At 59.5% G+C, this 23370-nt stretch carries 32 protein-coding genes; 19 read left to right on the forward strand and 13 right to left on the reverse strand.

Annotated elements, in window-relative coordinates; translation table 11 throughout:
• Positions 1 to 73 precede the first annotated feature (73 nt).
• The 4 genes from ACR0NY_RS05380 to ACR0NY_RS05395 all read left to right on the forward strand — a co-directional run bounded on the left by ACR0NY_RS05380 (position 74) and on the right by ACR0NY_RS05395 (position 2592).
• Positions 74 to 376: a BufA1 family periplasmic bufferin-type metallophore gene (locus ACR0NY_RS05380; protein WP_005982123.1), complete on the forward strand. Its 303-nt coding sequence runs from the start codon at positions 74 to 76 to the stop codon at positions 374 to 376.
• A 73-nt stretch (positions 377 to 449) separates the two neighbouring features.
• Positions 450 to 1307, forward strand: a complete 858-nt coding sequence (gene bufB / locus ACR0NY_RS05385) for an MNIO family bufferin maturase (RefSeq protein WP_093962561.1) — start codon at positions 450 to 452, stop codon at positions 1305 to 1307.
• On the forward strand, positions 1304 to 2068 hold the full coding sequence (locus ACR0NY_RS05390; protein WP_170337813.1) for an HvfC/BufC N-terminal domain-containing protein: 765 nt from the start codon (positions 1304 to 1306) through the stop codon (positions 2066 to 2068). The genes bufB and ACR0NY_RS05390 overlap by 4 nt, the downstream gene beginning before the upstream one ends.
• Positions 2065 to 2592 (forward strand): DoxX family membrane protein, encoded by a 528-nt coding sequence (locus ACR0NY_RS05395; protein ID WP_093962563.1) that lies wholly within the window; start codon positions 2065 to 2067, stop codon positions 2590 to 2592. Before ACR0NY_RS05390 ends, ACR0NY_RS05395 begins: the two co-directional genes overlap by 4 nt.
• A gap of 1 nt (position 2593) precedes the next feature.
• On the opposite strand, the gene ACR0NY_RS05400 is transcribed toward ACR0NY_RS05395, so the two are convergent.
• Both ACR0NY_RS05400 and ACR0NY_RS05405 read right to left on the reverse strand, forming a co-directional pair.
• Positions 2594 to 2962 (reverse strand): hypothetical protein, encoded by a 369-nt coding sequence (locus ACR0NY_RS05400; RefSeq protein ID WP_170337812.1) that lies wholly within the window; start codon positions 2960 to 2962, stop codon positions 2594 to 2596.
• A 42-nt stretch (positions 2963 to 3004) separates the two neighbouring features.
• A complete protein-coding gene (locus ACR0NY_RS05405; protein ID WP_170337810.1) occupies positions 3005 to 3322 on the reverse strand; it encodes an ArsC/Spx/MgsR family protein in 318 nt (105 codons plus the stop codon).
• Between the two features lie 213 nt (positions 3323 to 3535).
• Here ACR0NY_RS05405 and ACR0NY_RS05410 point away from each other — a divergent pair, with 213 nt between their 5' ends.
• Positions 3536 to 3742 (forward strand): cold-shock protein, encoded by a 207-nt coding sequence (locus tag ACR0NY_RS05410; protein ID WP_008758035.1) that lies wholly within the window; start codon positions 3536 to 3538, stop codon positions 3740 to 3742.
• An 82-nt stretch (positions 3743 to 3824) separates the two neighbouring features.
• Here ACR0NY_RS05410 and ACR0NY_RS05415 read toward each other — a convergent pair whose 3' ends face one another.
• Both ACR0NY_RS05415 and thyX read right to left on the reverse strand, forming a co-directional pair.
• On the reverse strand, positions 3825 to 4118 hold the full coding sequence (locus ACR0NY_RS05415; protein WP_170337808.1) for a hypothetical protein: 294 nt from the start codon (positions 4116 to 4118) through the stop codon (positions 3825 to 3827).
• Between the two features lie 58 nt (positions 4119 to 4176).
• Positions 4177 to 5088: an FAD-dependent thymidylate synthase gene (gene thyX / locus ACR0NY_RS05420; RefSeq protein ID WP_093962566.1), complete on the reverse strand. Its 912-nt coding sequence runs from the start codon at positions 5086 to 5088 to the stop codon at positions 4177 to 4179.
• A 178-nt stretch (positions 5089 to 5266) separates the two neighbouring features.
• Here thyX and ACR0NY_RS05425 point away from each other — a divergent pair, with 178 nt between their 5' ends.
• From ACR0NY_RS05425 to ACR0NY_RS05435, 3 genes are read left to right on the forward strand one after another with little or no spacing between them, the layout of a single operon-like run.
• Positions 5267 to 5695, forward strand: coding sequence for a VOC family protein (locus tag ACR0NY_RS05425; protein ID WP_170337804.1), 429 nt, complete (start codon positions 5267 to 5269; stop codon positions 5693 to 5695).
• Entirely contained in the window at positions 5692 to 6393 is a 702-nt protein-coding gene (locus ACR0NY_RS05430; RefSeq protein ID WP_170368731.1) for a DUF1194 domain-containing protein, read from the forward strand. Before ACR0NY_RS05425 ends, ACR0NY_RS05430 begins: the two co-directional genes overlap by 4 nt.
• On the forward strand, positions 6390 to 7121 hold the full coding sequence (locus tag ACR0NY_RS05435; protein ID WP_170368732.1) for a DUF1194 domain-containing protein: 732 nt from the start codon (positions 6390 to 6392) through the stop codon (positions 7119 to 7121). Before ACR0NY_RS05430 ends, ACR0NY_RS05435 begins: the two co-directional genes overlap by 4 nt.
• Here the strand turns inward: ACR0NY_RS05435 and ACR0NY_RS05440 are convergent.
• From ACR0NY_RS05440 to ACR0NY_RS05450, 3 genes are all read right to left on the reverse strand, one after another.
• Entirely contained in the window at positions 7115 to 7612 is a 498-nt protein-coding gene (locus tag ACR0NY_RS05440) for a MarR family winged helix-turn-helix transcriptional regulator (protein ID WP_093962569.1), read from the reverse strand. The genes ACR0NY_RS05435 and ACR0NY_RS05440 overlap by 7 nt on opposite strands.
• Positions 7613 to 7690: 78 nt before the next feature.
• The gene (locus tag ACR0NY_RS05445; RefSeq protein ID WP_170337799.1) at positions 7691 to 7939 is read right to left on the reverse strand and encodes a succinate dehydrogenase assembly factor 2; all 249 of its coding nucleotides are present in this window, start codon (positions 7937 to 7939) and stop codon (positions 7691 to 7693) included.
• Positions 7936 to 8328, reverse strand: a complete 393-nt coding sequence (locus ACR0NY_RS05450; protein ID WP_170337797.1) for a helix-turn-helix domain-containing protein — start codon at positions 8326 to 8328, stop codon at positions 7936 to 7938. Before ACR0NY_RS05450 ends, ACR0NY_RS05445 begins: the two co-directional genes overlap by 4 nt.
• 92 nt (positions 8329 to 8420) lie before the next feature.
• Here ACR0NY_RS05450 and ACR0NY_RS05455 point away from each other — a divergent pair, with 92 nt between their 5' ends.
• Together ACR0NY_RS05455 and ACR0NY_RS05460 are read left to right on the forward strand one after the other, a co-directional pair.
• Positions 8421 to 9623 carry a pyridoxal phosphate-dependent aminotransferase gene (locus tag ACR0NY_RS05455; RefSeq protein ID WP_170368733.1) on the forward strand — a complete coding sequence of 401 codons (1203 nt, stop codon included), beginning with the start codon at positions 8421 to 8423 and terminating at the stop codon, positions 9621 to 9623.
• A 14-nt stretch (positions 9624 to 9637) separates the two neighbouring features.
• Entirely contained in the window at positions 9638 to 10039 is a 402-nt protein-coding gene (locus tag ACR0NY_RS05460; protein WP_170337793.1) for a hypothetical protein, read from the forward strand.
• 15 nt (positions 10040 to 10054) lie between these two features.
• Here ACR0NY_RS05460 and ACR0NY_RS05465 read toward each other — a convergent pair whose 3' ends face one another.
• Both ACR0NY_RS05465 and ppk2 read right to left on the reverse strand, forming a co-directional pair.
• A complete protein-coding gene (locus ACR0NY_RS05465; RefSeq protein ID WP_170337791.1) occupies positions 10055 to 11407 on the reverse strand; it encodes an MATE family efflux transporter in 1353 nt (450 codons plus the stop codon).
• A gap of 101 nt (positions 11408 to 11508) precedes the next feature.
• The gene (ppk2, locus tag ACR0NY_RS05470; RefSeq protein WP_170337789.1) at positions 11509 to 12438 is read right to left on the reverse strand and encodes a polyphosphate kinase 2; all 930 of its coding nucleotides are present in this window, start codon (positions 12436 to 12438) and stop codon (positions 11509 to 11511) included.
• Between the two features lie 134 nt (positions 12439 to 12572).
• On the opposite strand from ppk2, the gene ACR0NY_RS05475 reads away from it, so the two are divergent.
• Complete coding sequence (locus ACR0NY_RS05475; protein ID WP_170368734.1) at positions 12573 to 13451, forward strand: alpha/beta fold hydrolase; 879 nt, start codon at positions 12573 to 12575, stop codon at positions 13449 to 13451.
• 45 nt (positions 13452 to 13496) lie between these two features.
• On the opposite strand, the gene ACR0NY_RS05480 is transcribed toward ACR0NY_RS05475, so the two are convergent.
• The gene (locus ACR0NY_RS05480) at positions 13497 to 14105 is read right to left on the reverse strand and encodes a carboxymuconolactone decarboxylase family protein (protein ID WP_170368735.1); all 609 of its coding nucleotides are present in this window, start codon (positions 14103 to 14105) and stop codon (positions 13497 to 13499) included.
• Positions 14106 to 14261: 156 nt separating this feature from the next.
• On the opposite strand from ACR0NY_RS05480, the gene parE reads away from it, so the two are divergent.
• The 4 genes from parE to ACR0NY_RS05500 all read left to right on the forward strand — a co-directional run bounded on the left by parE (position 14262) and on the right by ACR0NY_RS05500 (position 17997).
• Positions 14262 to 16220: a DNA topoisomerase IV subunit B gene (parE, locus tag ACR0NY_RS05485; protein ID WP_170368736.1), complete on the forward strand. Its 1959-nt coding sequence runs from the start codon at positions 14262 to 14264 to the stop codon at positions 16218 to 16220.
• 93 nt (positions 16221 to 16313) lie between these two features.
• Complete coding sequence (locus ACR0NY_RS05490) at positions 16314 to 16811, forward strand: hypothetical protein (protein WP_170368737.1); 498 nt, start codon at positions 16314 to 16316, stop codon at positions 16809 to 16811.
• A gap of 3 nt (positions 16812 to 16814) precedes the next feature.
• Entirely contained in the window at positions 16815 to 17429 is a 615-nt protein-coding gene (locus tag ACR0NY_RS05495) for a hypothetical protein (protein ID WP_170368738.1), read from the forward strand.
• Between the two features lie 286 nt (positions 17430 to 17715).
• Positions 17716 to 17997 carry a DUF1496 domain-containing protein gene (locus tag ACR0NY_RS05500; RefSeq protein WP_170368739.1) on the forward strand — a complete coding sequence of 94 codons (282 nt, stop codon included), beginning with the start codon at positions 17716 to 17718 and terminating at the stop codon, positions 17995 to 17997.
• Positions 17998 to 18011: 14 nt separating this feature from the next.
• Here the strand turns inward: ACR0NY_RS05500 and ACR0NY_RS05505 are convergent, their stop codons facing one another.
• Positions 18012 to 18782: an alpha/beta hydrolase gene (locus tag ACR0NY_RS05505; protein ID WP_170368740.1), complete on the reverse strand. Its 771-nt coding sequence runs from the start codon at positions 18780 to 18782 to the stop codon at positions 18012 to 18014.
• Between the two features lie 106 nt (positions 18783 to 18888).
• On the opposite strand from ACR0NY_RS05505, the gene ACR0NY_RS05510 reads away from it, so the two are divergent.
• Complete coding sequence (locus tag ACR0NY_RS05510; protein ID WP_254432903.1) at positions 18889 to 19758, forward strand: hypothetical protein; 870 nt, start codon at positions 18889 to 18891, stop codon at positions 19756 to 19758.
• Here ACR0NY_RS05510 and ACR0NY_RS05515 read toward each other — a convergent pair.
• Entirely contained in the window at positions 19706 to 20305 is a 600-nt protein-coding gene (locus ACR0NY_RS05515; RefSeq protein WP_367646348.1) for a glycosyltransferase, read from the reverse strand. The two genes, ACR0NY_RS05510 and ACR0NY_RS05515, sit on opposite strands and share 53 nt — an antisense overlap.
• A 72-nt stretch (positions 20306 to 20377) precedes the next feature.
• On the opposite strand from ACR0NY_RS05515, the gene ygfZ reads away from it, so the two are divergent.
• Positions 20378 to 21115: a CAF17-like 4Fe-4S cluster assembly/insertion protein YgfZ gene (ygfZ, locus tag ACR0NY_RS05520; RefSeq protein WP_170368741.1), complete on the forward strand. Its 738-nt coding sequence runs from the start codon at positions 20378 to 20380 to the stop codon at positions 21113 to 21115.
• Positions 21116 to 21221: 106 nt separating this feature from the next.
• Positions 21222 to 22187 carry an ABC transporter transmembrane domain-containing protein gene (locus ACR0NY_RS05525; RefSeq protein WP_170368742.1) on the forward strand — a complete coding sequence of 322 codons (966 nt, stop codon included), beginning with the start codon at positions 21222 to 21224 and terminating at the stop codon, positions 22185 to 22187.
• 40 nt (positions 22188 to 22227) lie between these two features.
• On the opposite strand, the gene efp is transcribed toward ACR0NY_RS05525, so the two are convergent.
• Positions 22228 to 22791: an elongation factor P gene (efp, locus tag ACR0NY_RS05530; protein ID WP_093962584.1), complete on the reverse strand. Its 564-nt coding sequence runs from the start codon at positions 22789 to 22791 to the stop codon at positions 22228 to 22230.
• Between the two features lie 219 nt (positions 22792 to 23010).
• Between efp and ACR0NY_RS05535 the strand changes: the two genes are divergently transcribed.
• The gene (locus tag ACR0NY_RS05535; protein ID WP_093962585.1) at positions 23011 to 23331 is read left to right on the forward strand and encodes a DUF6280 family protein; all 321 of its coding nucleotides are present in this window, start codon (positions 23011 to 23013) and stop codon (positions 23329 to 23331) included.
• Positions 23332 to 23370 lie beyond the last annotated feature (39 nt).

The raw sequence follows: 23370 nt of genomic DNA on the forward strand, positions 1-23370 counted from the left end.
CAGAGCAGTGTCAGCCGTTACCTTTGTCACTGTCACAAGCAGACATACGCAATCACGAAAAGGATTACCTGAGATGTCGAACACCGCCAAAACCCTCGTAATCGCAAGCGCCGTTGCCGCAGCTGTTGCGGGCTCTGCAACCACCGCCGCCGCTCAGGCCAAAGAAAAATGCTATGGCGTATCGCTGGCAGGCCAGAATGACTGCGCTGCCGGTCCGGGCACCACATGTGCCGGTACCTCGACTGTGGACTACCAAGGCAACGCCTGGACGTTGGTCGATGCGGGCACTTGCGCCGACATCGAGCTGCCCAAATCCGCGGACGGAACGCCCCGCAAAGGCTCGCTCGAGCCGCTGGAACGCGATCTGCCGGCATAAGGCACGGGAAGGAATGTCAGGGGCGGGCTAAACCAAACAGCCCGCCCTGTTTCTTGCTGAGAAGGATCACGCGATGTTGGATGACGCCCGCAGAATGCAACGGCTGCCCGCCGCGCCCGGGGTCGGCTACAAGCCGCAGCACTACACCGAGATCCTTGACCAGCCCGGCCCGGTCGGCTGGCTGGAAATTCACGCCGAAAACTACATGGGCGACGGCGGTCGACCGCTGGCGCAGCTGCGCCACCTGTCCGAACGGTTTCCCATTTCGGTGCACGGCGTGGGCCTGTCCATCGGTGGCGAAGGGCCGCTGGACGCCGAGCACCTGGCCCGCCTGAAGCATCTTGTGGGCTGGCTGAACCCGGCCAGCTTTTCGGAGCATCTGGCATGGTCCACCCATGACAGCCAGTTCCTGAACGATCTGCTGCCCCTGCCCTATACCGACGCCACACTGACCCGCATCTGCGATCATATCGATCAGGTACAGGAGACGGTGGGCCGGCAGATGCTGCTGGAAAACCCTTCCAGCTATCTCGCTTTTGCTGAAAGCACGTGGTCCGAACCCGACTTCTTGCGCGAGATCACGCGCCGGACTGGATGTGGCCTGCTGCTGGACGTCAACAACGTCTTCGTCTCGGCCACCAATCTGAATTACAGCCCGCAGGCCTATATCGACGCCTACCCTCTGGACCAGGTTGGCGAGATCCACCTGGGGGGCCATGACGAGGATCAGGACGATCACGGCCAACCCCTGCTGATCGACAGCCACGGCCGCGCCGTCGTCGATCCGGTCTGGGCGTTGCTGGACTATGTGCTCGACCAGTCAGGCCCCAAACCCGTGCTGATCGAATGGGACAACGACGTGCCCGACTGGCCCACCTTGCGCTCCGAGGCCGAACGCGCGCAATCCGCGCTGGACCGGATCCCGGCATGAGCGTTTCGCAATCAGAGTTCCGGGCGGCCCTGCTGGACCCGACGGCCCCCGTGCCCGAGGGGTTGCTGGACGATCAGGCCCGCCCCGCCGGACGCCGCTTCAGCGTCTACCGCAACAACGTGGCCGTGTCTCTGACCGAAGCCATGCATCAGGCCTTTCCGGTCATAACCAAGCTGCTGGGTCCGCAGAACATGGACGGCCTGGCCGGAATCTACCTGCGTCAGCACCCGCCTAGCTCTCCGCTGATGATGTTCTATGGCGAGAACTTCCCCGAATTCCTCGCCGACACCGAACAACTGGCGCATCTTGGCTATCTGCCCGACGTGGCGCGGCTGGAACTGGCCTTGCGCCGGTCCTACCACGCCGCCGACAGCCAACCGATCACGCCCGACGCGCTGGCCGCCCTGCCGCCCGAAGACCTGATGCAGGCGCGGCTGGGCTTTGCCCCAACCATGCAGCTGATCCGGTCCGACTGGCCCATCCACGCCATCTGGCGGTTCAACACCGAAGACGGCGCGCCAAAGCCCCAGCCCGGCGCGCAGGACGTGCTGATCACGCGCCCCGAATTTGACCCGTCGCCACACCTGCTGCCGCCCGGCGGGTTCGACTGGATCACCGCCATGCAGGCCGGCCAGACCATTGGTCAGGCCTTCGAGGCAACCACCACCCGGACGCCCGAGTTCGACCTGGGCGCCACCCTGGCACTGCTGCTGCAGGGCAGTGCGATTACTTCAGTGACTATCGAAAGGCCGGAAACATGACTGCCCTGATCTCTATGCACAATTCCGTTCTCGGAAAGCTGGACCACGCCTCGAACTGGCTGACACCGACCGTGGCGCGGCTGACTTTCATAGCGGTTCTTCTGGTCTATTACTGGAACTCGGCCATGACCAAGCTGGGCAGCGGGTTTTTCGGGTTCCTGTTCCCCTCGGACGGGGCCTATGTGCAGATCTTCCCCAAGGCCATGGAGGCCGTCGGCTACGACAGCTCGCAGCTAGGGTTCTTTACCTGGCCCGTTGCCGTCGCCGGAACCTGGGCCGAGTTCATCCTGCCTGCATTGCTTCTGGTGGGGCTGCTGACCCGCCTTGCCGCCCTGGGCATGATCGGGTTCGTCTGGGTCCAGACCTTCACCGATGTCACCGGGCACGGGGTCAAGCTGGGCGGTCTGTTCGACAACACCATAACCCTGATGGATCAGCGGGTTATGTGGACCTTCCTGTTCGTGGTGATCGTGATCAACGGCGCGGGCCCGCTCTCGCTCGACCGGGTTCTACGCCTGAAATGATCTAGAAATGCGCTTTGGGTTCGTCCGGCTTGCCCGCGGCGATCCCAAGCAGCCCCGCAACGCCGGCGAAGGCAATCGGGAACATGGTGAACACGCCGAAGCCAAAGGCGTAGTACATCCCCGCCGCGGAAATCAGCAACAACACACCGGCCAACAGAGCACGCGCATGCGCCATGGCACCCCCGGCAATCGCCAGCAACGGCGCCAGAAGCGATGCCGTCTTGATAAGCTGGGGGTTGTCCACCTGTTCTGCGAGCCCCTCGATCTCGCCGTAACGATCCACAAGCTCGACAAACCCGTACCCAAAAAAACCGACGATCATTCCGACCAGACCGGCAATGACACCCAATATCATCGCTGCGTTTCGCATGAAGTATTCCTGATTGTTGCGCCGGTTCAGATAGTCACCCGATCAAGCAATGCCAAGGGCTGTGCGGGTTTGCGGGGTCCAGCCCAGGAACAAGTGCCCGTCCCATTCGATCAGCGGACGTTTCATCAGGGCAGGATGATCCGCCAGCAGTTCCAGCGGCGGTCGCGAGCGTTGATCGTCGTCTAATCCACGCCAGGTTGTCGAGCGGGTGTTGAGCAAGGCTTCGCCGAACTGGTCAAACGCTTTGGCCAACACCTCCGAAGGAACACCCGCGCCTCGGACATCGATGAATTCGGCATCAGGAAGTGATTTCAGTGCCTTACGGCAGGTATCGCAGGTCTTCAGGCCAAAAAGGCGCATAGTGTATCTACTCCGGTCGTTGCAGCAATTTCGGGCAAAACGAATAGGTTAACCCAGTATTCCTTGATTTTTTACTTCACCGTGCAATGTTGAAAAAGGCGAAACACACAATTTACGCCGTCTCGTTCGTTCGGAACTGCGTGGGTTTGTGGTCGCTTTGACTATGCCCTGCCGATTTGCTGGGTGACGCGCAAGGAGAAGGAGACACGGGAAATGCCAACCGGCACCGTGAAGTGGTTCAATACGACCAAAGGCTATGGTTTTATTGCCCCCGATGAAGGGGGTAAGGATGTGTTTGTGCATATCTCGGCCGTAGAACGATCCGGCCTGACCGGACTCGCCGACAATCAGAAAGTCTCGTACGAGTTGCAGGACGGACGTGACGGCCGCCAGATGGCGGCTGATTTGAAGCCATTGTAAAAGGGCCCGCCAACTGGCGGGTGCGACGAAACAAGGTCAACGGCCAATTCACAGGCCGTTGTCCACCCTCTTCCCGGATAGTCTAGCCTCGCGTCGGGTCGGTCTCGATGCGGTTTGTCCAGTTGTCGCCCATGGCCACAATGCAGGACGTCCCGGTCGCATAGGTTACGACAAGGGTCCAGTCACCGCGACGGCTGGTCCACACCTCCATGATCTGCTCGGGTCCGCGAACACCAGAGGCGGTCTGCTGCGCCCCAAATTGGTGGCGCAGTTTGTCATGCATCCGCGCCGTGGGCTCGCAGATCACCTCAGCGATTGGCGACTTTGCATACGCTGGCTGGCCCAGCAACAAAGCGACCGCTGCAGTTCTAAACATCAAGCTGAACGTCATGCCCAAAGTGTAACAGGATCATGACAATCCGAACAGGTGGCGATCAGCCTTCGCGGATCACCGCTTCGAACTCACGCCATTCGCGCGCAGTCATGCCCGAGTTTTCCTGCGTCACCTGCTCGCCCTTCAGCATACGACGCAGCGCTTCGACCATCTGCGCCGACAGGTTGACCGCACCCAGGCGATAGTCTTCGAACGCCTTGTACGCGAACGGTACCCAGTCGGCCACGATCTTGCACATGGTTTCGGCATAGACGCGGATCTCGTATTGCGCATGCGGATCTGCCCGCAGGCGCAGGAAGTGGAACAGATTGTGCAGGTCCACCTTCCAATACCACTGCGTGTAGATGTTTGCCGGCAGGTTCATCCGCGCCAGTTCGCGCGCCAGACCCTGCTGGCCATCCTGGCCGATCATCGCTTCGTAATTGTCATAGCAGCGGGCGCTGTCGGCCTTGAGAATGTCCAGAACACGCGCAGCCTCTTCGCCCTGCAGCGCCTCGCCCCGCCCCTGATTGTTGATCGCTGATTGCGCCGCCAGCTGATCCGGCGCGGGAATGTAGAATTCCCGGTCAAGGATCGAATAGCGGGCAGAGTATTCGTTCACGTTCGCCGTGCGGTGGCGGATCCACTGACGGGCGACGAAGACCGGCAGTTTAACGTGCAGTTTCACTTCGCACATCTCGAACGGGGTCGAATGCCAGTGGCGCATCAGATAGCGGATCAACCCCTCGTCATTCTGTACGGACTTCGTACCTTTGCCGTAGGACACGCGGGCCGCCTGGCAGATCGCAGCATCATCGCCCATATAGTCGATGACCCGCACGAAACCATGGTCCAGAACAGGATGCGCAGTGTAGAGGTGCTGTTCCATACCCGGAGCCACAACACGGCGGGTCGACTGCGTTTGTGCGCGTTGCTCTTCGATCTCGGCCAGTTGTTCGGCAGACAGCGGCATGGACATACCTCGTTTTTGAAATGAGTCGCCAACCACTATATATCGGCAACATCAGCACTGAAACCGCCATATGTGTGCTGCGTCGCGCATTTTTCGGTTTCTCTGCGACCGCCCCCTCGACACGCCCCTGCAGCGCGCTAAGCTGCACACAATCATCAACACCGAAAGGATCGCCGAGATGGGGCTGAGATACCTCCACACCATGGTGCGCGTGAAGGATTTGGAAAAATCCATGGCCTTCTACAAGCTGCTGGGACTCCAGGAAACCCGCCGTTACGACAGCGAGGAAGGGCGGTTTTCGCTGATCTTCATGGCCCCTCCGGGTCAGGAGGACAGGCCGATCGAGCTGACATGGAACTGGGATGGCGATGAGGGTTTGCCAAGCGACAGCCGCCATTTCGGCCACCTGGCCTATGGGGTCGACAACATTTACGAGACCTGTCAGCACCTTGCCGACAATGGCGTCGTCATCAACCGCCCTCCCCGCGATGGGCGTATGGCGTTCGTGCGCTCGCCTGACAACATTTCGGTTGAACTGCTGCAGAATGGCGATGCCTTGCCCCCGGCCGAACCTTGGGCCAGCATGGAAAGCACCGGCCACTGGTGATCCACTGGCTGACAGGATTGGGGCTGGCCGTTCTGGCCAGCTCTGCTGAGGCCCAAAACTGCCGGCTGGCCTTGGCGCTTGCTTTGGACATCTCCGTTTCGGTCGACGCCAAAGAAGACGCCCTGCAGCGGCAGGGCCTGGCTTCAGCCCTGATCGCTCCTGAAGTCCGGAAAGCGTTCTTTTCCTCGCCGCTGCCCGTAGCCCTGACGGTTTATGAGTGGAGCGGTCGCGACGCCCAGTACATCGTCCTTCCCTGGCGCCTGATCGAGACCGAGGCTGATCTGCTTGTTGCGGCGAAACAGGTGAGCGAGTCCCAAAGATCTGACAGCGGCTCGGCCACTGCCATGGGATATGCCCTGGCTTTCGGGGCCTCTCTGATGGAGCAGGCTCCGCAATGCCTGTTTCAAACGATTGACCTGTCCGGGGACGGCTCGAACAACGACGGATACGGTCCGCAGATCGCCTATCGCCACTTTCCCTTCGACCGCATAACCGTGAATGGGTTGGTCATAAATGCGGCGGATTTCGAAGGGGAGCTGTTCCTCATCCCGTTTTTTGAGAACAACGTCTTGCATGGGCCAAACGCCTTTCTGGAGATCGCGCAAGGGTTCGAAGATTTTGAACGCGCCATGCGGCGCAAGCTGGAACGGGAGTTGACCAGCCTTCAGGTCGGCGCGTTGGGGCGCAAGGCAGAATGATTACCCGTGTGCTGGCTCTGTGTTGTTTGGCCTTGGGCAGCCCGGCCGCTGCTCAATGCCGGCAAGCCCTGGCGCTTGGGTTGGATGTTTCAGGCTCAGTCGACAGCAACGAATACCGACTTCAATTGGACGGCTTGGCCGCTGCATTGCAACGGCCGGAGGTGAAACGGCTGATCCTGTCAAATCCCGAAGCCCCCGTTCGCATCGCCGTTTTCGAATGGAGCGAAGCAGGTTTCCAGCGGCTGTTGGTCGGCTGGACCGACATTCGGTCCCCGACCGATTTGTCCGGGATTGCGCGACGTCTGCAATCCACCCGTCGGTCATCGGCACCTCAGGGCACAGCGGTGGGGTCTGCCATGCAGTACGGGGCTGATTTGTTGGATGCCCAAGCCGCCTGCTGGAAGCGGACGCTGGACCTCTCAGGAGATGGCAAGCACAATGTCGGCCTCCATCCCAGAGAAGCTAAAGCCCAACTGCAAGCAACCGGCATCACGATCAACGGGCTTGTGATCGGAGCCGATGATCCCAGCACCGGGGACAAGCGGTATGTGCAAATCGGAGAGTTGTCGGCCTATTACAACGCTTGGGTCATTCTGGGCCCCGGAGCCTTCGTCGAAACCGCTTTGGGATTTGAAGCCTACGAAAACGCGATGACGCGCAAGCTGATCAGAGAGCTGGATTCGCTTACCATGTCCCAAGTTTTGCCATTGAACGGCGGTAGTCAGTAGATGTACCGGATCTGATCCGTCCAGTACCGTTCAACCCGGCGCAAAGCGCTGGTAATCTCTTCGATCCCTTCGGTGCCCAGGACACCCTTGGCCTGCAGCCCTTCGGCGTGGCGCGAGAAGAGATCGGCCACGATGTCACGGATTTCCCGTCCCCGAGGCGTCAGACGCACCCGCACCGAACGTCGGTCAATCTCGCATCTCTGGTGATGCATGAACCCCATTTCGACCAGTTTCTTGAGGTTGTAGCTGACATTGCTGCCCTGATAATAGCCGCGGCTTTTGAGTTCACCGGCAGTCACCTCGTGGTCGCCGATGTTGAACAGCAACAGCGCCTGCACCGCATTGATTTCCAGAACGCCGACCCGCTCGAACTCGTCCTTGATGACGTCCAGAAGCAACCGATGCAGACGTTCAACCAATGCCAGCGCCTCAAGATAGCTGGACATGAACCCCTTGGTTCCGGGTGCGGAGACCTGCAATTCCAAACTCATCCGATCCTCCGATTCAATCGCGCCGTTCAGGAAACTTTGACGCGAAATCCCGAAGAATCAGTTAAGTCTGTTTTCCCATTACTTTTGAAATACTTGCGAGATATCGAAGATCATGCTCGCGTAGTGTTCGGGGGCGGCGACCTGCCCGGTTACCCATTGGTAGAGGTCCTGATCGTTTTCGTGCAACAAAGCTTCGTACAGGTCCAACTCGGCCGCAGACATCCGCTCAAGCCGCTGGTCGGCATAGGCAGACAGAATGATGTCCATTTCCTTGATGCCACGCCGCATCGACCGCATCTTCAGCCGCTTGATCCGGATGTCGTTCATTCGCCTTTCTCCAGCTTCAGCCGCAGCGTTTTCTCGACCCGCGCAAGGCGCTCGGAACTGGCACGCATCTCGCCTCGGATGGCGCGCAACTCCGCGACCAGCGGCGCCAGCTCCATATCCGCGGCTTCCGCAACATCCGGAGCGTCCATGCCCTCGCCTTCACCGGTCAGCAGCCACATGATCGACACGTTCAACATACCTGCCATCATCGACAGCTTGTTGGCGCGCGGTTCGGACAGGTCATTCTCCCAGGCCACCACAGTGGACTTCTTGACGCCCAGCCGACGGGCCAGTTGGGTCTGGGTCATGCCGGCGGCTTCGCGTGCGCCTGCAACGCGGTCTCCGAATGTCGCGGCCTCGGGTCCGAACCAGTCGGTTTCGTCGCTCATCAAACTCTCCAGTTCTTCAAAAGCATATCGCTTGATCGTGTTTCAGCGGCACCCTATGACAGTCCTGAGCAACATACAAACCGGGGCCCGCCATGAGCTTTCTGTCTGCGACACTGTCGCGCGTCAAACCTTCGCCGACCATTGCCATGACGGCCAAAGCCGCCGAGTTGAAGGCCGCTGGACGTGACGTCATCGGCCTCAGCGCAGGTGAGCCCGATTTCGACACGCCGCAGAACATCAAGGACGCAGCCGTTGCCGCAATCGCCGCCGGCAAAACAAAATACACCGCGCCGGACGGCATTCCCGAGCTGAAACAGGCCGCTTGCGCCAAGATGAAACGTGACCACGGGCTTAACTACACGCCAGCACAGATCTCGGTCGGAACAGGTGGCAAGCAGACGCTGTACAATGCGCTGATGGCGACGATGAACCCGGGCGACGAAGTGATCATTCCCGCCCCCTACTGGGTCAGCTACCCGGACATGGTGCTGCTTGCGGGCGGTTCGCCTGTCGTGGTTGAGACCACGCTGGAAAACAGCTTCAAGCTGACCCCAGACCAGTTGGAAGCCGCAATCACGCCAAACACCAAATGGTTCATCTTCAACTCGCCGTCGAACCCGACCGGCGCAGGGTACAACCGCGCTGAACTCAAGGCTCTGACCGATGTTCTGATGCGGCATCCTCATGTCTGGATCATGTCGGACGACATGTATGAACACCTGGCCTATGACGGGTTCGAGTTCTGCACGCCAGCCGAAGTCGAACCCGGGCTGTATGATCGCACGCTCACGTGCAACGGTGTCTCCAAGGCCTATGCCATGACCGGCTGGCGTATCGGCTATGCCGCAGGCCCTGTTGAACTGATCGCGGCTATGCGCAAGATCCAATCACAATCCACGTCGAACCCGTGTTCGATCAGCCAGTGGGCCGCAGTCGAGGCCTTGAACGGCACCCAAGACTTCCTTGCCCCGAACAATGAGACCTTCAAGCGCCGGCGCGATCTTGTGGTCGGGATGCTGAACCAGATTGACGGCATCACCTGCCCCACTCCCGAGGGCGCATTCTACGTCTACCCCTCGATCGCTGGGCTGATCGGCAAGACCACGCCCGCCGGTACGGTCATCGACAGCGACGAGGCCTTCGCCACGGCCTTGCTGGAAGAGGCCGATGTGGCCGTGGTATTCGGCGCGGCCTTCGGCCTGTCCCCGAATTTCCGCGTCAGCTATGCGACTTCGGACGAAGCCTTGACCGAGGCCTGCACCCGCATCCAGCGGTTCTGTGCGTCCCTGAGCTAACACCGAGGTTCGACATGTCCGCAGCACTGCCCGAATATTACTTTCGCGTCCGCGAGAACGGCGCGGTCGTGTTCAAGATCGACACGGAGAACCGGCAGCGCCGGATCGAAATGGACCAGATCGCGGTGATCAACATCCGCAACGGCGAGGTCAAGCCGCATGGTCAGGGTACCCTGACCGAAGCCGACAAAACCGAAATCGCCCGTTGGATGGACGAACGCAAAACCCTGCTTGCGCGGCGCGACGTTGACGACATCCACCGCACGATCGATCACCTGAACCTGACCACGCAATGGGCCCAGTCCAAGGCGACCGATACACAGCTGGAAGACATCACGGACCGGTTGCTGCTGGCGATGCACGACTTGCGCACGGTGCTGGTGCGCAAAAAGGCCGATCGGCTGGAAAAGGGCTGAACGTGCCGGTTGTCGCTATGCGGCTGGCGCACCAACCACTCGGATGGATCGCAGCCAGAACCGTCCCATCAGCATGACCGCCGCACAGGCCAGACCCAGAACAAGGCCAAGCCAGACTCCAATCCCCGCCATGTCTTGCACGAAACCAAAGTAGTAGGATGCGGGGATCCCCACGACCCAATAGCTGAGGCCTGCCATAACCATGGGCACCTTGGCGTCTTGCAACCCGCGCAGAAGACCCAGAGCGATTACCTGCGCGCCGTCCACCAGCTGGAACAGGGCCGCCATGGCCAGCAGACCGGTCCCGATTGCCAAAATCTGGGGACGCTGCGGGTCGTCCGGTTCGACAAATACCGAGATGAGAGGCTCGGCGCAGGTCAGGAACAGGATGATTGTCAGCACGGACACCACAAGGGACATGCCCGTGACCGCAATTGCGCCTTTCTCGAGATGCGGTCGATCCTTGCGGCCCAACGCGTTGCCGGCCCGGATCGTTGCTGCATTCGACAGGCCCAGATGCACCATGAACGTGGCCGAGGCCAGGTTCAGCGCAATCCCGTGCGCCGCCAGCGGCACCTGTCCGATCCATCCCATCATGAAGGCGGACATGGCGAACAGAGACACTTCGGCCAGCAAGGTCAGACCGATGGGCACACCCAGCTTCAGGACGCTCAGCAACATCTCCCAATCCGGGCGCCAGAACCGCTGGAACAGGCTGTGTTCCGGCAGGACCTTCACCGCGTAGAAGATGACCGCCACCAGGGACACGGTCTGCGTCACCACCGACGCGATCGCCGCCCCCATCACGCCCAATTCCGGCGCGCCCCAGTTGCCGAAGATCAGCGCATAGTTCGTAAGTCCGTTGACCACTGCCGCCGCGACGGTGATCCACAGCACGATCTGCGTGCGTTCCAGCGCGGCCAGATAGGATTTTAGAACCATCACCACCAGCGCCGGAAACAGGCCCCAGCCCGCAACCTGCAGATACTCGGAGGCGGTTTGCGCCACTTGCGGATCCTGATCCGTGGCGATCAGAATCGGGTAGGACCACCACAGCAGCGGCATGACCAGCATGCCATACAGCAGCGACAGCCACAGGCCCATTCGGGTGCTGCGGCGAATGCTGGTTTCATCCTCCTCGGCGGCCGCGGTCGCGACCATCGGCATGACGGCTAGGCCAAATCCGCCTCCGAAAAGAAACAGAACAAAGTAAAAGCTGCTGGCCAGCGTCACCGCGGCCAGAGCCTCGACCCCATACCAGCCCAGCATGATCGTATCCGTCAGGCCAATGGCGAATTGCGCCAGATGACCACCGATCAACGGCAGCCCCAGCACTGCAATGGCCCGGAAATGGGCGGGATATGTCATGACCTTTCTCATCCCGCCAGCCATATGCGCGGCCCCGAGCCGGGGCAAGGGGAGATCTCTGAAATTTCATTTCGAGACCTCGATGACGCCCGTCGGGCCAATCAGGTGACGCGCGCCTCGGGATGTATCGCCGTACCAAGAATATGATCCGACCGGTGAACCACATGATGCGCCTGCCCCACGATCAACGGATCGGGCTGGCCCACGATGTCATGATCCTTGTCCGGATAATCCAGCGTCGACAGGAAATGCCGCATGCAGTTCAGGCGGGCGCGCTTCTTGTCGTTCGACTTGACGATGGTCCAGGGCGCGTCGGCGGTGTCGGTATAGAAGAACATCGCCTCTTTCGCCTCGGTATAGTCGTCCCATTTGTCCAGACTGGCTTTGTCGATGGGCGACAGTTTCCACTGCTTCAGCGGGTCGGTCTCGCGGCTCTTGAAGCGGCGCAGCTGCTCATCCCGCGTCACCGAGAACCAGTATTTATAAAGCTGGATGCCCGACCGAACCATCATGCGCTCCAACTCGGGCGTCTGGCGCATGAACTCGAGGTACTCGTTGGGGGTGCAGAACCCCATCACCCGCTCGACTCCGGCCCGGTTGTACCAGGACCGGTCATAAAACACCATTTCGCCGACGGTGGGCAATTCCTGGATATAGCGCTGGTAATACCACTGGCCCTTCTCCTCCCAGGTCGGCTTGTTCAGCGCCACCACCCGGGCCTGACGCGGGTTCAGATGCTCCATGAACCGCTTGATGGTGCCGCCCTTGCCGGCAGCGTCGCGACCCTCGAACAGCAGTACGAACTTCTGCCCGGTCTCCTGCGCCCACAACTGCACCTTCAACAATTCGGCCTGCAACTGGGCTTTCTGCTTTTCATAAGCCGCCCGCGACAGTTTCGAGCGATACGGATACTCCCCGCTTTCAAAGGCCTGCCGGATCTTTTCGCGAGTGGGCGCTTCGGTGTCCGCGTTCGGTTTGGCCATGACGGCCACGGGGGCTGCGTTCGTCTTTTTTCGGGTCACTGCGTCCATGTGCTCTCTCCTGTGTCACTGTCCGCCGAAACGCCTAGCAAATTCGCATCTTTTCCGCGTTGATCCGTATCAAGTTGACTTCGGCGACGGCTCCGAAAACTCTGCAAGAGAGCACTCAGTCAGGGACATCCCGCATGGACAGCGAATTCTTCGACCTCAGCGGCCACCCGTTCTTCGTCCGCCGCTGGGGCGATTCCGACCTTCCTAAGCTTTTGATGTTACACGGTTTCCCGGAGTATGGCGGCGCGTGGTCCGACCTGGCCCCGCACCTGTCGGACCGCTTTCACAGCATCGCGCCGGATCAGCGTGGCTATGGTCAGAGCTGGGCCCCCGAGGGTATTTCGAACTATGCGCTGTCCAAGCTGGTGTCGGACATGGCCGCGCTGATCGAGCAGTTCGGCGGCCCTGTCACTGTGCTGGGACATGATTGGGGTGCCTCGGTGGCTTACGGTCTTGCCATGTTCCACCCCAAGTTGGTCAGCCGCCTGATCATCGCCAACGGTGTTCACCCTGTCCCGTTCCAACGCGAATTGGCGGCAGGTGGCAAACAATCTGAGGCCTCGCAATACATCAACCGCCTGCGCGCGCCCGATGCAGCCGAATTTCTTTCGGCCGACAACTTCGCCAAGCTGGAACAATTCTTCCGGCACGGCATGGGGCTGGACTGGATGAGCGACGCGCGCATGGGCGACTATCGCACCGAATGGGCCCGCCCGGGACGGCTCGACGCCATGCTGAACTGGTACCGGGCCTCACCCCTTGTGGTGGCTGAGCCGGGCGCGCCCTGCACGGACCTGCCGGAACTGCCCGTTGACAGGCTGAGGGTCCGCTGCCCGCATTTGCTTCTGTGGGGGCCGCGGGACAAAGCCTTGCTTCCCGAATGCACCGATGGGCTGGAGGAGTTCGCTCCCAACCTGACCCGCAAGCAGATCGACGGAACAGACCATTGGCTGCATCACCAGAGGCCTCAGGCGGTGGCCGACGCTGTTCTCGATTGGGTTCAGGACAACTAAGCCAACTCTTCGCCCGGCACTAAAGGACGCAGGAGGCAGCGCCTTTCACCGATGGCCCCAGTCATCTGGATTGTCCGAATTGTTCGGAGACAACCCCAGAATGTCGCCCTTGGTCGAACAGCCAAGCCCCAGAACGGTGCGGTTGGCATAGGAGAAATAGGCGCAGACCTGATTGATCTCCAGGATCTCACCATCGTCCCAGCCAACAGATCGCAACGCGTCGATATCCCCCGCCACCAGGTCGGCCGGGTTCTCGGTCAGTTTTCGGGCGTATTCCATCGCCGCCACCTGTGCGGGGTCCAGCGGCGCCGTCTCGGGTGTTTCTGCCTCGATCGCCACGCGAATGGCCAAACCGCGCTGCTCGTCGCCCAAGAGTCGCTGCAACCCGCTGAAATGATGCTCGACACAATAGCCGCAGCGATTCAGCGAGCTGACCCAGACCCCGAGCACTTCCAGAAACCACTTGGGAACCGAGTTTCCCGAATGGTGCAGCACGTTCTTGTAGAGCGCCATGTGACCTTCCATCGAATGTGGACGCAGGGAATGCACCATCATGATGTTGTCCACATTGTTCCCGGGCCCCGTGACCCGGTCATACAGCGTCTTCAACCGACCGCGTGCCTCGTCGAATGGTATCGTCTTGATCCAGCTCATCACCTGCTCCTCCGCGATTTCCGCAACTCAGCGGGAAAACCACCCGTTTTGCAACCCGCCACCGACCGCAAGATTGATACAACACCTCGCGTCCCTCTTCCCCCGACCCACATCACCTGCCATAATGGGCCAAACCCAAAAACAAGAGCAGCACCCATGCCCGACGACCTGTTGACGCCCGAATCCGCCACCACCTACGACGCCTCCTCGATCGAGGTCCTCGAAGGTCTGGAGCCCGTGCGCAAACGCCCCGGCATGTATATCGGCGGCACCGATGAACGGGCACTGCACCACATGGTGGCCGAGATCCTCGACAACTCGATGGACGAGGCCGTTGCAGGCCACGCCAATCGTATCGAGGTAGAACTGCACGAAGATTATTCTCTGACTGTGCGCGACAACGGCCGCGGTATTCCAATCGACCCACACCCGAAGTTCCCCGACAAATCCGCGCTCGAGGTGATCCTGTGCACCCTGCACGCCGGCGGCAAGTTCTCGGGCAAGGCCTACCAGACCTCGGGCGGTCTGCACGGCGTGGGCGCCTCGGTGGTCAACGCGCTGTCGGATTCGATGGTCGTACAGGTGGCCCGCAACAAGGAGCTGTACGAACAGCGCTTTTCGCGCGGCATCCCGCTGGGTCCGGTCGAAAAGGTGGGCTCGGCTCCCAACCGGCGCGGCACCACCGTCACCTTCCACGCCGACCCCGAAATCTTCGGCCACCACCGGTTCAAACCCGCCCGCCTGTTCAAATCGATCCGCTCCAAGGCCTACCTGTTCTCGGGCGTTGAAATCCGCTGGAAAACCGCCATCGACGACGGCGAGACGCCCACCGAGGCCACCTTCCACTTCCCCGGCGGCCTGTCGGACTACCTCAAGGAGACGATGAACGGCTCCTCGACCTATTCCGAGCAGCCCTTCGCCGGAACCGTCGATTTCAACGAGAAATTCGGCGCCCCCGGCAAAGTGGAATGGGCGATCAATTGGACACCGTCGCGCGATGGCTTCATCCAGTCCTACTGCAACACCGTTCCCACGCCCGAAGGCGGTACTCATGTTGCAGGCTTCTGGGCCGCGATCCTCAAAGGCATCAAGGCCTACGGTGAACTGATCAACAACAAGAAGGCCGCCCAGATCACCCGCGATGACCTGATCACCGGCGGCTGCGCGCTGGTGTCGTGCTTCATCCGTGAACCCGAATTCGTCGGCCAGACCAAGGACCGTCTTGCCACGGTCGAGGCGCAGCGGCTGGTCGAAAACTCGGTCCGCGACCATTTCGACAACTGGCTGGCCGCCGACACCAAATCCGCCGGCGCCATTCTGGACTTCCTCATCCTGCGGGCCGAGGAACGCCTGCGCCGACGGGCCGAGAAGGAAACACAACGCAAGTCCGCCACTAAGAAACTCCGTCTTCCCGGCAAGTTGGTGGACTGTAGTAGTTCAACACGCGACGGCACCGAATTATTCATCGTCGAGGGCGACTCGGCCGGCGGCTCGGCCAAGATGGCCCGCGACCGCAAGACACAGGCCCTGCTTCCCCTGCGCGGCAAGATCCTGAACGTACTGGGCGCGGCAAGCTCGAAACTGGGCACCAACGCCGAGATCAATGACCTGACGCAGGCGCTTGGCGTCGGGCTGGGCAGCAAGTTCAACCTCGACGACTTGCGCTATGACAAGATCATAATCATGACCGACGCCGACGTGGACGGCGCGCATATCGCCTCGCTGCTGATGACCTTCTTTTTCACCCAGATGCGCCCGATGATCGACGCGGGCCACCTGTACCTGGCCTGCCCGCCGCTCTACCGCCTGACCCAAGGCGCCAAGCGCGTCTATTGTCTGGACGAAGCCGAGCGCGACGAATGGCTGGAAAAAGGTCTGGGCGGCAAAGGCAAGATCGACGTCTCACGCTTCAAGGGTCTGGGTGAAATGGACGCCAAGGACCTGAAAGAAACCACGATGGACCCCAAATCGCGGAAATTGATCCGCGTGACCATCGACGAGGACGAACCCGGCGAGACCGGAGACCTGGTCGAGCGCCTGATGGGCAAGAAACCCGAACTGCGGTTCCAATATATTCAAGAGAACGCGCGGTTCGTGGAGGAGTTGGATGTTTGAGGATGTTGAAGCTTACTTAACTGAGCGTTCCTAGTGTGCTAAAATGACGCGTAAGTCTTATTACGTTATACTACATCACAGGGCCCTTAGTAATTGATTCCTGAAGCCTTAATATATTTTTTTTGGGGATATGCGGTTGGTGCAATTCCAACAATTTTGATTAAATCAAACTCTGTGGAGGATTTTGCTCATTGGGCTACAGTCTCCGCGGCTATTGTTGCCTGTTTCGCTTTGTATTTCGGCAATAAATCTGCAACTGAGCAACTACACAAATCAACTCTGACCGCCCAGAGCCAAATCATGTTAGATCAAATGACAAAACTAAGAGAGCTGTCCCACAAGATTAATACACCAGAATTTCGTATTGAAGACTTGATTCTTGAGTACCAAGCACTTCACAAATTGTACGCCATGGGCTTTTTGAAAAAAAAGCAATGGGATTACTTTTTGGCAGATATGGAAAATGTGATTCAAAAAGTTGACGTCGATTGCCGTTATTGGGGCCCTTTCGTCGGATCTAGACCGTGGGACAAAGACTTCAAAGACACTTTGAAATATGCAGTAATCGCTGCTAAACCAAATTGCAGGTGACAAATGAAAAGTTTTACTTTCGCACTTTTGGCATTAATCTTTATTCCTACAAATGCCGTTGCCGAATCTGCGGTTATTCTATCCGCTAGTGAAGATGCAAGAATAAAAAGCACTCTGGCATCTAGCAAATTTGAGTTTGGGATCAGCAAATTTAGGTATGTATCTGCGGAATTAGACAGAATGTCTAGCGAAGGTCAGTCCACGGATGCCGAAACGACGCAAATGTTACAGAAAATATTAGAGCAATTCAAAATCGACATATTGGATGCTTCTAAATACTATTATGAAACTGCCGGACATCTCGATGCCGGTGACAGATTACCTGATCAGCTCAGCCTTGTTCAATTTCCTGAAAGCACCAGTGAAAATGCAAAAGAATCAATTAAATTATACTTCGACAATATTCTGCTGATCGGCAAAAAACCGCCGACCTCTCCTCCCGATGCATATTACTTTGCTGGCGACTTATTGTCCGAATTTATAGGCGAGAATTTAACCGAAATTGACACCGTAATCTCAACCAGCGACTTTGGACCAAGAAAGACTGTTGGAGACCGTCTGACAATAATAACTCAAATTTTGTCTGGGCTCACCGAAGTATTGAACCTCGAGCTTTGAAAGCGGGCATAATTGAGCAGTAGGGGTCTTCTGCGATCTCTTTTTGCATCCTTGCCTGAACAAAAAAATATTTTTTCAGCCATTGATTAGGTATACAAAGCGCGGCTTTGCCCGAGAAATCCACCAGCAAGCTCCACATCTCCATAAGCGCCCAACAAACGCCCCCCTTGCCTAACCCGTTGATCCCGTTCACACTTACTCTCAACCCGTCAACCAAGAACGAGCTTTGAGGTTCCGAGCGTCCAAGACCCAATTTGAAAAACGGATATCCGAACGGGAGGACGACATGAAAACTTTGACCCTCGGGCTGGCCTTGACCCTGAGCGCCTCGGCAGCCCCCGCGCAGCAGATGCTCAGCACTGCATCCCCCATTCCCGACGGGGCCGAGACCCGGTTCTGCTATTACGACGGCATGGCCTATTCCGAGGATGCCTTTGTGCTGATGGTCGGTGACAACACCGTTACCAGCACGGTGAGCACGGTGCAGGAACGCCTGTTGCGTTGTTACCGTGAAAGCGACGGCGTGCTGCGTTGGCGGCCGCAGAGCACGTTTCAGGTCAGCAAATAACGCCTGAACGGCCCCTAGCCCAGCTTCTGGTCCAGCCAGTCCGCGATCTGTGCGCCTGGCTTTTCCCAACCGGGCTCCATGAACAGAAAATGCGCGTGACCTTCTGCGGACAGAAAGGTCACGCGGTCGCCATAGAGTTTCGCCAAGGCACGGCAGGTGTTGGGGTTCACCGCCCTGTCTTCCGAGCCTGAAACGATCAGAACCGGGCAGTCGACCTTGTCGATATCAACCTTCATCGCGTGGTGATCGTCGAACATCCAGAAAAACATCTCGAACATCACCCGCCCGCTTTCCGGGCCAAGTCGATCGAACACGGCATGTTGCTGAGCCTCGGGCATTTTGTTCAGCGCGAAGGGGGCCATCAGGTCGAAATCGACGCGCATGGGCTGCTTCCAGAACGCCCCGCCCTCCATTAAGGCGCGCGGCACGGCGCGTTCGTCATCGGTTTCCGGCAGGGTGCCCCAGGCCGCGTTCGGGTTGATCAACACGATGGCGCTGGCCAGTCCGCGAGACGCAACCTGCTGGGCAACGACGCCCGCAATGGCATGCCCGAGGATCACGGGTTTGCTGCCCAACCCCTGGACGAATTCGGCAATGTCGTTGGCATAATCCATTACGCTGGTGTCGGTCAGACCCGCATCGGGCTCGGCTGCGGGATCGCCGCCGTGGAACCTCAGCGCCGGGGTGTGCACCGTCCAGCCACGGGCGCGGAAGAACTCCGCATAGTCCGCCATGCACCACGGCCCGGCAAACGCCCCGTGGATCAGCACAATCTCTTTGGTCATCACGTTCTCCCTCCGGCTCCTGACCCGAGTATGGGCATCCTGACACGCGTTACAACTGCACGTGATCGCTGTTGCGTGGGAAGGCTGACCACTTAAACTCGGATGCATGAGCTTCATCACCGACTACCAGCTGCCCCTGCTGTTGCTTTTCTTTCTGGCCGGATCGATTGGCACCGCGTTCCTGTTTCGCAAACCAGCGGGTCACCGGGCATGGAAGCTGGCCGACCTCGTGTGGGTCGTATTGGGTGGGCTGGGCGCGCTGGTGGCGGTCATGGCGGGGCTCTACAAATCCGACAGTTCAAGGCTGGACCGACAGATCGACGTTGCCTATGCGGCGACACTGGCCTTCGATCGCGACGCCGCGCGGTTCCGGCTGCGGTTCTGCGATCCGGCCTACGACCCGGACACGGCGGTTTTGTGCGACAAGGTCGAGTTCCTGTCGGCCTCAACCGCCAGCAACGCCGACCTGCCGCTGTTCATCGCGGTCACCAACGAAGTTGCACCGCTGCAGGGCCTGAACTTCATCTTCGGTGCCCGGTCCCGAGACCAGATGGATGACATTCAGGACATGGCCGCCAAAGCCGATGCCTTCGACATCGAGCAATTCCTGGTTTTCACCACGCTGGACGAAGAAACGCAGACCGCGATCGACAACATGCGGCGGAAAGTGCCGGCAATCGCCGGAGACTATATGATCCTCGCGCAAAGCTATGATGACCTGATCGCTCAGGTCGCCAAACTGAAGGGAGAGTGGGAGTATCTTCAGGAAAACGCCCACATTCTCGTGCTGCAGATCATCGCGCTGTGTCTGGTCAGCTTTGCGGCACCATTCCGGCTGGGCAAATCTGTTGTCGAGTTGCGGTCCAACCTCATCACCGAGCCTCCGGCCCGGCAACCAACCTCGGAAGCACCTGAAACCGAGGTTACTGAGGTGGCGCCTCAGAACGCGCCCGATCACGGCGCCCGGCACCTGTAATGGCACGCGCCCGCAAAAGTGTCGCGCGCGGCAGAGAGCGCATCAGCGCCCCCTCCTTCCCCGGTTGATCCGGATATCCGCCGGCAGCCTTGTACAGTTGCGCCGGCAGCAGCAGGCCCTGATCACCAGACGCCAGTCCAAAGACCCGGCTGCGCAAATTGACCCAACCTGCTGCCAAGGTCGGCATCAGGCCTGAGGACCGGAACCCAAGGCGAAACACACCCGGACGCCGCGTTACGAGGTGCTCGGCCACCGCGTCGGTCCACCCTGGCTCAAGCTCGGTCCCCGGACGGATCACCAGCAACCAGTCGCCCACCGCGGTGTCGCATCCCGCGCGCAGCTGTGCGGCACGAGACCCGGCCCCGGCAACGATCCGGGCACCTGCTTCATCGGCAATACGCAACGTATGATCGGTCGACCCTCCGTCGGAGATGACAAGCTCGCGGATCAGCCCGGCGTGCAGTCCCTCCATCAGGGTCATCAGCGTGCGCGCGAGTTCGGTCTGGGAGTCGAATGTCGGAATCACGATGCTGATCGGGGCGGACACGTTCGAAACCTCTGGTCTTGGCAACGGGTTCGCTTATATCACCGCTCTCAGGGCAATGACGAGGACCCAAAGATGAGCACCCGCCGCATTTTGCGCCTGACCGGCACGGATACCGACAGCTTCTTGCAAGGTCTGGTCACCAATGACACCCGCAAGCTGGACGATGGTCTTGTCTACTCGGCCATCCTTACCCCGCAGGGCAAATACCTGGCCGATTTCTTTCTGAAACGCGATGGCGCCTCGGTGCTGCTGGACGTGGCTGAGGGGATGGCGGATGCACTGATCAAGCGGCTGAACATGTACAAGCTGCGGGCGGATGTGCGTATCGAGGAAACCAACCTGCACCTGCAACGCGGAACCGGGCCCGCACCGGAAGGCGCCCTGCCCGATCCTCGTCACCCTGATATGGGCTGGCGCGCATATTCTGACGCCCCCGAAGCCGATGATGGAACGGATTGGGACGCAATTCGGGTGCGTCATTGCATCCCGGAAACCGGGATCGAGCTGACACCGGACACGTATATCCTCGAGGCCGGTTTCGAGCCGCTCAACGGCGTCGATTTCAAGAAGGGCTGCTATGTCGGGCAAGAGGTAACCGCCCGCATGAAGCACAAAACCCAGTTGCGCAAGGGGCTGCGGGTTGTCGCCATCGACGGCGCGGCTCCGGTCGGCTCCGAAATCCTTTCGGCGGGAAAGCCGGCCGGTACGCTGTTCACGCAATCGAACGGACAGGCCATCGCCTATCTGCGCCTTGATCGGGCGGGCGACGACATGCAGGCCGGAGACGCCCGCCTGCGTCTGCTGGATTGAGCCTGTTGCCCAACCGGCACGGCCAACGATCAGGCCGCTTTGCAAACGTTTTATCCGGGCCTGCCACACGGTAAGACTTGAGGCACTTGGCTGATCGGGTGCCTACATGCTCCAACTGTATTCAGCCATCTGGCGCGCCAGCGCCGGACGGCAAGTCATACTGATCCTGTTGTCCTTGTCGGTCGCGGCTCTTGCCGCGGCCCCGTTGGAGTTTCAACGGGACATCGTCAATCATCTGACCTCGGACAATATCGAAGCGCCTCATCTTCTGCTGCTGGGTGCCGGCATGATGGGGGTGATCCTGCTGAGCCTCGCCCTGAAATGGGTTCTGGGATATCGCGCGGGGACATTGGGCGAAGACATGATCCGTCGGATCCGTCAGCTTTTGCTGGCCCGCACCGTGGACGTGGACGAGTCGGGCGAGAATGTCCGCAAGGGAACCATGACGACGGCCATCTCTGCCGAAGCCGAAGAACTGGGAAAATTCGCCGGAGGCGCATTCTCGGACCCGGTCGTACAGATCGGAACCTTGGTCAGTGTGATCGGCTACATCTCGTCGACACAACCCTGGCTGGGACTGATTGCCCTTTCGATGATCGCGCCGCAGATCCTTATCGTTCTCGTCTCGCAAAGAAAGGTGAACGTGTTCGTGGCGGACCGCGTCCGCATATTGCGTAGCGCGACCGACCATCTGACGATCGAGGACATCGAGGCCGTGACTCAAGAGGTGCACGACCAGTTCGACGCGATCTACGACACCCGACGGCGGATGTTTCTGTGGAAACTGTCGGCCAAGTTTCTGCTGAGCGTGATCAACGGTGCAGGCACCGTCGGTGTTCTGATGCTGGGCGGATGGCTGGTTCTGCAAGGAGAAACCGACGTCGGAACCGTGGTCGCCGCGACCAGCGGTCTGGCCCGGATCCAGGGGCCGACCGGGTTTCTCATCGCTTTTTACCGGCAGGTCAGCGCCAATCGCATCAAGTTCGAGCTGTTGCTGGAACTGTTTGGCCCGGACCGCGCCCGCTACCGCCGGGGCGGGGCCGCCTCGCAAGAAAAAAACCGCGCCAAATAGCGGCGCGGTTTCTTGGTCTTTCTCCGAGTATGACGCGACGTTACGCGCGCTCGGAATATTCCATGGTCTCGGTGTTCACGACGATCATCTCGTCCTGCGCGATGAACGGCGGCACCATGACTTTGACCCCGTTGTCCAGAACCGCCGGTTTGAACGAGTTCGCCGCAGTCTGACCTTTGACGACCGGTTCGGTCTCGACGACCTTGCAGACGACTTTCTGAGGCAGCGTCGCGTTCAGCGCCTCGCTTTCATAGAATTCGACCACGATGGTCATTCCGTCCTGAAGGAACGGACGACGGTCACCCAGCAAATCTGCAGGCAATTCAATCTGTTCATAGGTCTCGGCATCCATGAATACCAGCATCCCGTCGCTTTCATACAGGAACTGCTGGTCTTTCTGCTCCAGCCGAACACGCTCGACCTTGTCCGCTGAACGGAACCGCTCGTTCAGTTTCGAACCGTTGCGCAGGTTCCGCAATTCCACCTGTGCAAAGGCACCGCCTTTGCCCGGTTTGACGTGATCGACCTTGACCGCCGCCCACAGACCGCCGTTATGCTCAAGCACATTGCCCGGGCGAATTTCGTTCCCATTGATCTTGGGCATGACATATTTCCTTCACACATGGTTGATGCGTCAGTTGTCGTCCCTATATCTGGCGGGAGCGATCCATGCAATACAACGAAACCTAGTGCTGCACCTGCAGAGAGCCATGCAAATGACGCAACGCAACTATGCAAATTAGGTGTATCCGAATCGCACTAAATAGGTCATAAGGACCGCCACGCCGAAAATTACAAGAGCAAGAACAACAAGGAAAACGAGATGAGAGATTTCGTTGACGGCACCGCCTTTAACAATGAGCAAGGCAACCGTGCCCGCAAACTTTTCGCGGCCGTTGTGCTGGCTGCACTCGATGATGCCATCGCCGATGACAAGAAATACGGCAATGGCCCGGAACAAATCGCCCGCTGGGCACGCTCGCGCGATGGGCGCGAAGTGCTGTCCTGCGCTGGCATCGACCCGAACGAACGGGTTGTCCACGGACTGATGGAGTTCGTTGGCCGTGGCGTGCGTACCTCCGTCGCCCTGTCGCGCGAAGAAAGCGAACGCCGCAACGCTGCACAGCAGGCCGAAGCCGCCTAAGGCTTTGCCCGACTCAAAAGTGCGCGCCGGTACTTTCGG

The sequence above is a fragment of the Ruegeria sp. BJ5 genome, assembly GCF_056537865.1.

Excerpts from the sequence above, each read along its gene's own strand:
- ACR0NY_RS05380 (WP_005982123.1), top strand. The coding sequence starts at position 74 with ATGTCGAACACCGCCAAAACCCTCGTAATCGCAAGCGCCGTTGCCGCA.
- bufB (WP_093962561.1), top strand. The coding sequence starts at position 450 with ATGTTGGATGACGCCCGCAGAATGCAACGGCTGCCCGCCGCGCCCGGG.
- ACR0NY_RS05390 (WP_170337813.1), top strand. The coding sequence starts at position 1,304 with ATGAGCGTTTCGCAATCAGAGTTCCGGGCGGCCCTGCTGGACCCGACG.
- ACR0NY_RS05395 (WP_093962563.1), top strand. The coding sequence starts at position 2,065 with ATGACTGCCCTGATCTCTATGCACAATTCCGTTCTCGGAAAGCTGGAC.
- ACR0NY_RS05400 (WP_170337812.1), bottom strand. The coding sequence starts at position 2,962 with ATGCGAAACGCAGCGATGATATTGGGTGTCATTGCCGGTCTGGTCGGA.
- ACR0NY_RS05405 (WP_170337810.1), bottom strand. The coding sequence starts at position 3,322 with ATGCGCCTTTTTGGCCTGAAGACCTGCGATACCTGCCGTAAGGCACTG.
- ACR0NY_RS05410 (WP_008758035.1), top strand. The coding sequence starts at position 3,536 with ATGCCAACCGGCACCGTGAAGTGGTTCAATACGACCAAAGGCTATGGT.
- ACR0NY_RS05415 (WP_170337808.1), bottom strand. The coding sequence starts at position 4,118 with ATGTTTAGAACTGCAGCGGTCGCTTTGTTGCTGGGCCAGCCAGCGTAT.
- thyX (WP_093962566.1), bottom strand. The coding sequence starts at position 5,088 with ATGCCGCTGTCTGCCGAACAACTGGCCGAGATCGAAGAGCAACGCGCA.
- ACR0NY_RS05425 (WP_170337804.1), top strand. The coding sequence starts at position 5,267 with ATGGGGCTGAGATACCTCCACACCATGGTGCGCGTGAAGGATTTGGAA.
- ACR0NY_RS05435 (WP_170368732.1), top strand. The coding sequence starts at position 6,390 with ATGATTACCCGTGTGCTGGCTCTGTGTTGTTTGGCCTTGGGCAGCCCG.
- ACR0NY_RS05440 (WP_093962569.1), bottom strand. The coding sequence starts at position 7,612 with ATGAGTTTGGAATTGCAGGTCTCCGCACCCGGAACCAAGGGGTTCATG.
- ACR0NY_RS05445 (WP_170337799.1), bottom strand. The coding sequence starts at position 7,939 with ATGAACGACATCCGGATCAAGCGGCTGAAGATGCGGTCGATGCGGCGT.
- ACR0NY_RS05450 (WP_170337797.1), bottom strand. The coding sequence starts at position 8,328 with ATGAGCGACGAAACCGACTGGTTCGGACCCGAGGCCGCGACATTCGGA.
- ACR0NY_RS05455 (WP_170368733.1), top strand. The coding sequence starts at position 8,421 with ATGAGCTTTCTGTCTGCGACACTGTCGCGCGTCAAACCTTCGCCGACC.
- ACR0NY_RS05460 (WP_170337793.1), top strand. The coding sequence starts at position 9,638 with ATGTCCGCAGCACTGCCCGAATATTACTTTCGCGTCCGCGAGAACGGC.
- ACR0NY_RS05465 (WP_170337791.1), bottom strand. The coding sequence starts at position 11,407 with ATGACATATCCCGCCCATTTCCGGGCCATTGCAGTGCTGGGGCTGCCG.
- ppk2 (WP_170337789.1), bottom strand. The coding sequence starts at position 12,438 with ATGGACGCAGTGACCCGAAAAAAGACGAACGCAGCCCCCGTGGCCGTC.
- ACR0NY_RS05475 (WP_170368734.1), top strand. The coding sequence starts at position 12,573 with ATGGACAGCGAATTCTTCGACCTCAGCGGCCACCCGTTCTTCGTCCGC.
- ACR0NY_RS05480 (WP_170368735.1), bottom strand. The coding sequence starts at position 14,105 with ATGAGCTGGATCAAGACGATACCATTCGACGAGGCACGCGGTCGGTTG.
- parE (WP_170368736.1), top strand. The coding sequence starts at position 14,262 with ATGCCCGACGACCTGTTGACGCCCGAATCCGCCACCACCTACGACGCC.
- ACR0NY_RS05495 (WP_170368738.1), top strand. The coding sequence starts at position 16,815 with ATGAAAAGTTTTACTTTCGCACTTTTGGCATTAATCTTTATTCCTACA.
- ACR0NY_RS05500 (WP_170368739.1), top strand. The coding sequence starts at position 17,716 with ATGAAAACTTTGACCCTCGGGCTGGCCTTGACCCTGAGCGCCTCGGCA.
- ACR0NY_RS05505 (WP_170368740.1), bottom strand. The coding sequence starts at position 18,782 with ATGACCAAAGAGATTGTGCTGATCCACGGGGCGTTTGCCGGGCCGTGG.
- ACR0NY_RS05510 (WP_254432903.1), top strand. The coding sequence starts at position 18,889 with ATGAGCTTCATCACCGACTACCAGCTGCCCCTGCTGTTGCTTTTCTTT.
- ygfZ (WP_170368741.1), top strand. The coding sequence starts at position 20,378 with ATGAGCACCCGCCGCATTTTGCGCCTGACCGGCACGGATACCGACAGC.
- ACR0NY_RS05525 (WP_170368742.1), top strand. The coding sequence starts at position 21,222 with ATGCTCCAACTGTATTCAGCCATCTGGCGCGCCAGCGCCGGACGGCAA.
- efp (WP_093962584.1), bottom strand. The coding sequence starts at position 22,791 with ATGCCCAAGATCAATGGGAACGAAATTCGCCCGGGCAATGTGCTTGAG.
- ACR0NY_RS05535 (WP_093962585.1), top strand. The coding sequence starts at position 23,011 with ATGAGAGATTTCGTTGACGGCACCGCCTTTAACAATGAGCAAGGCAAC.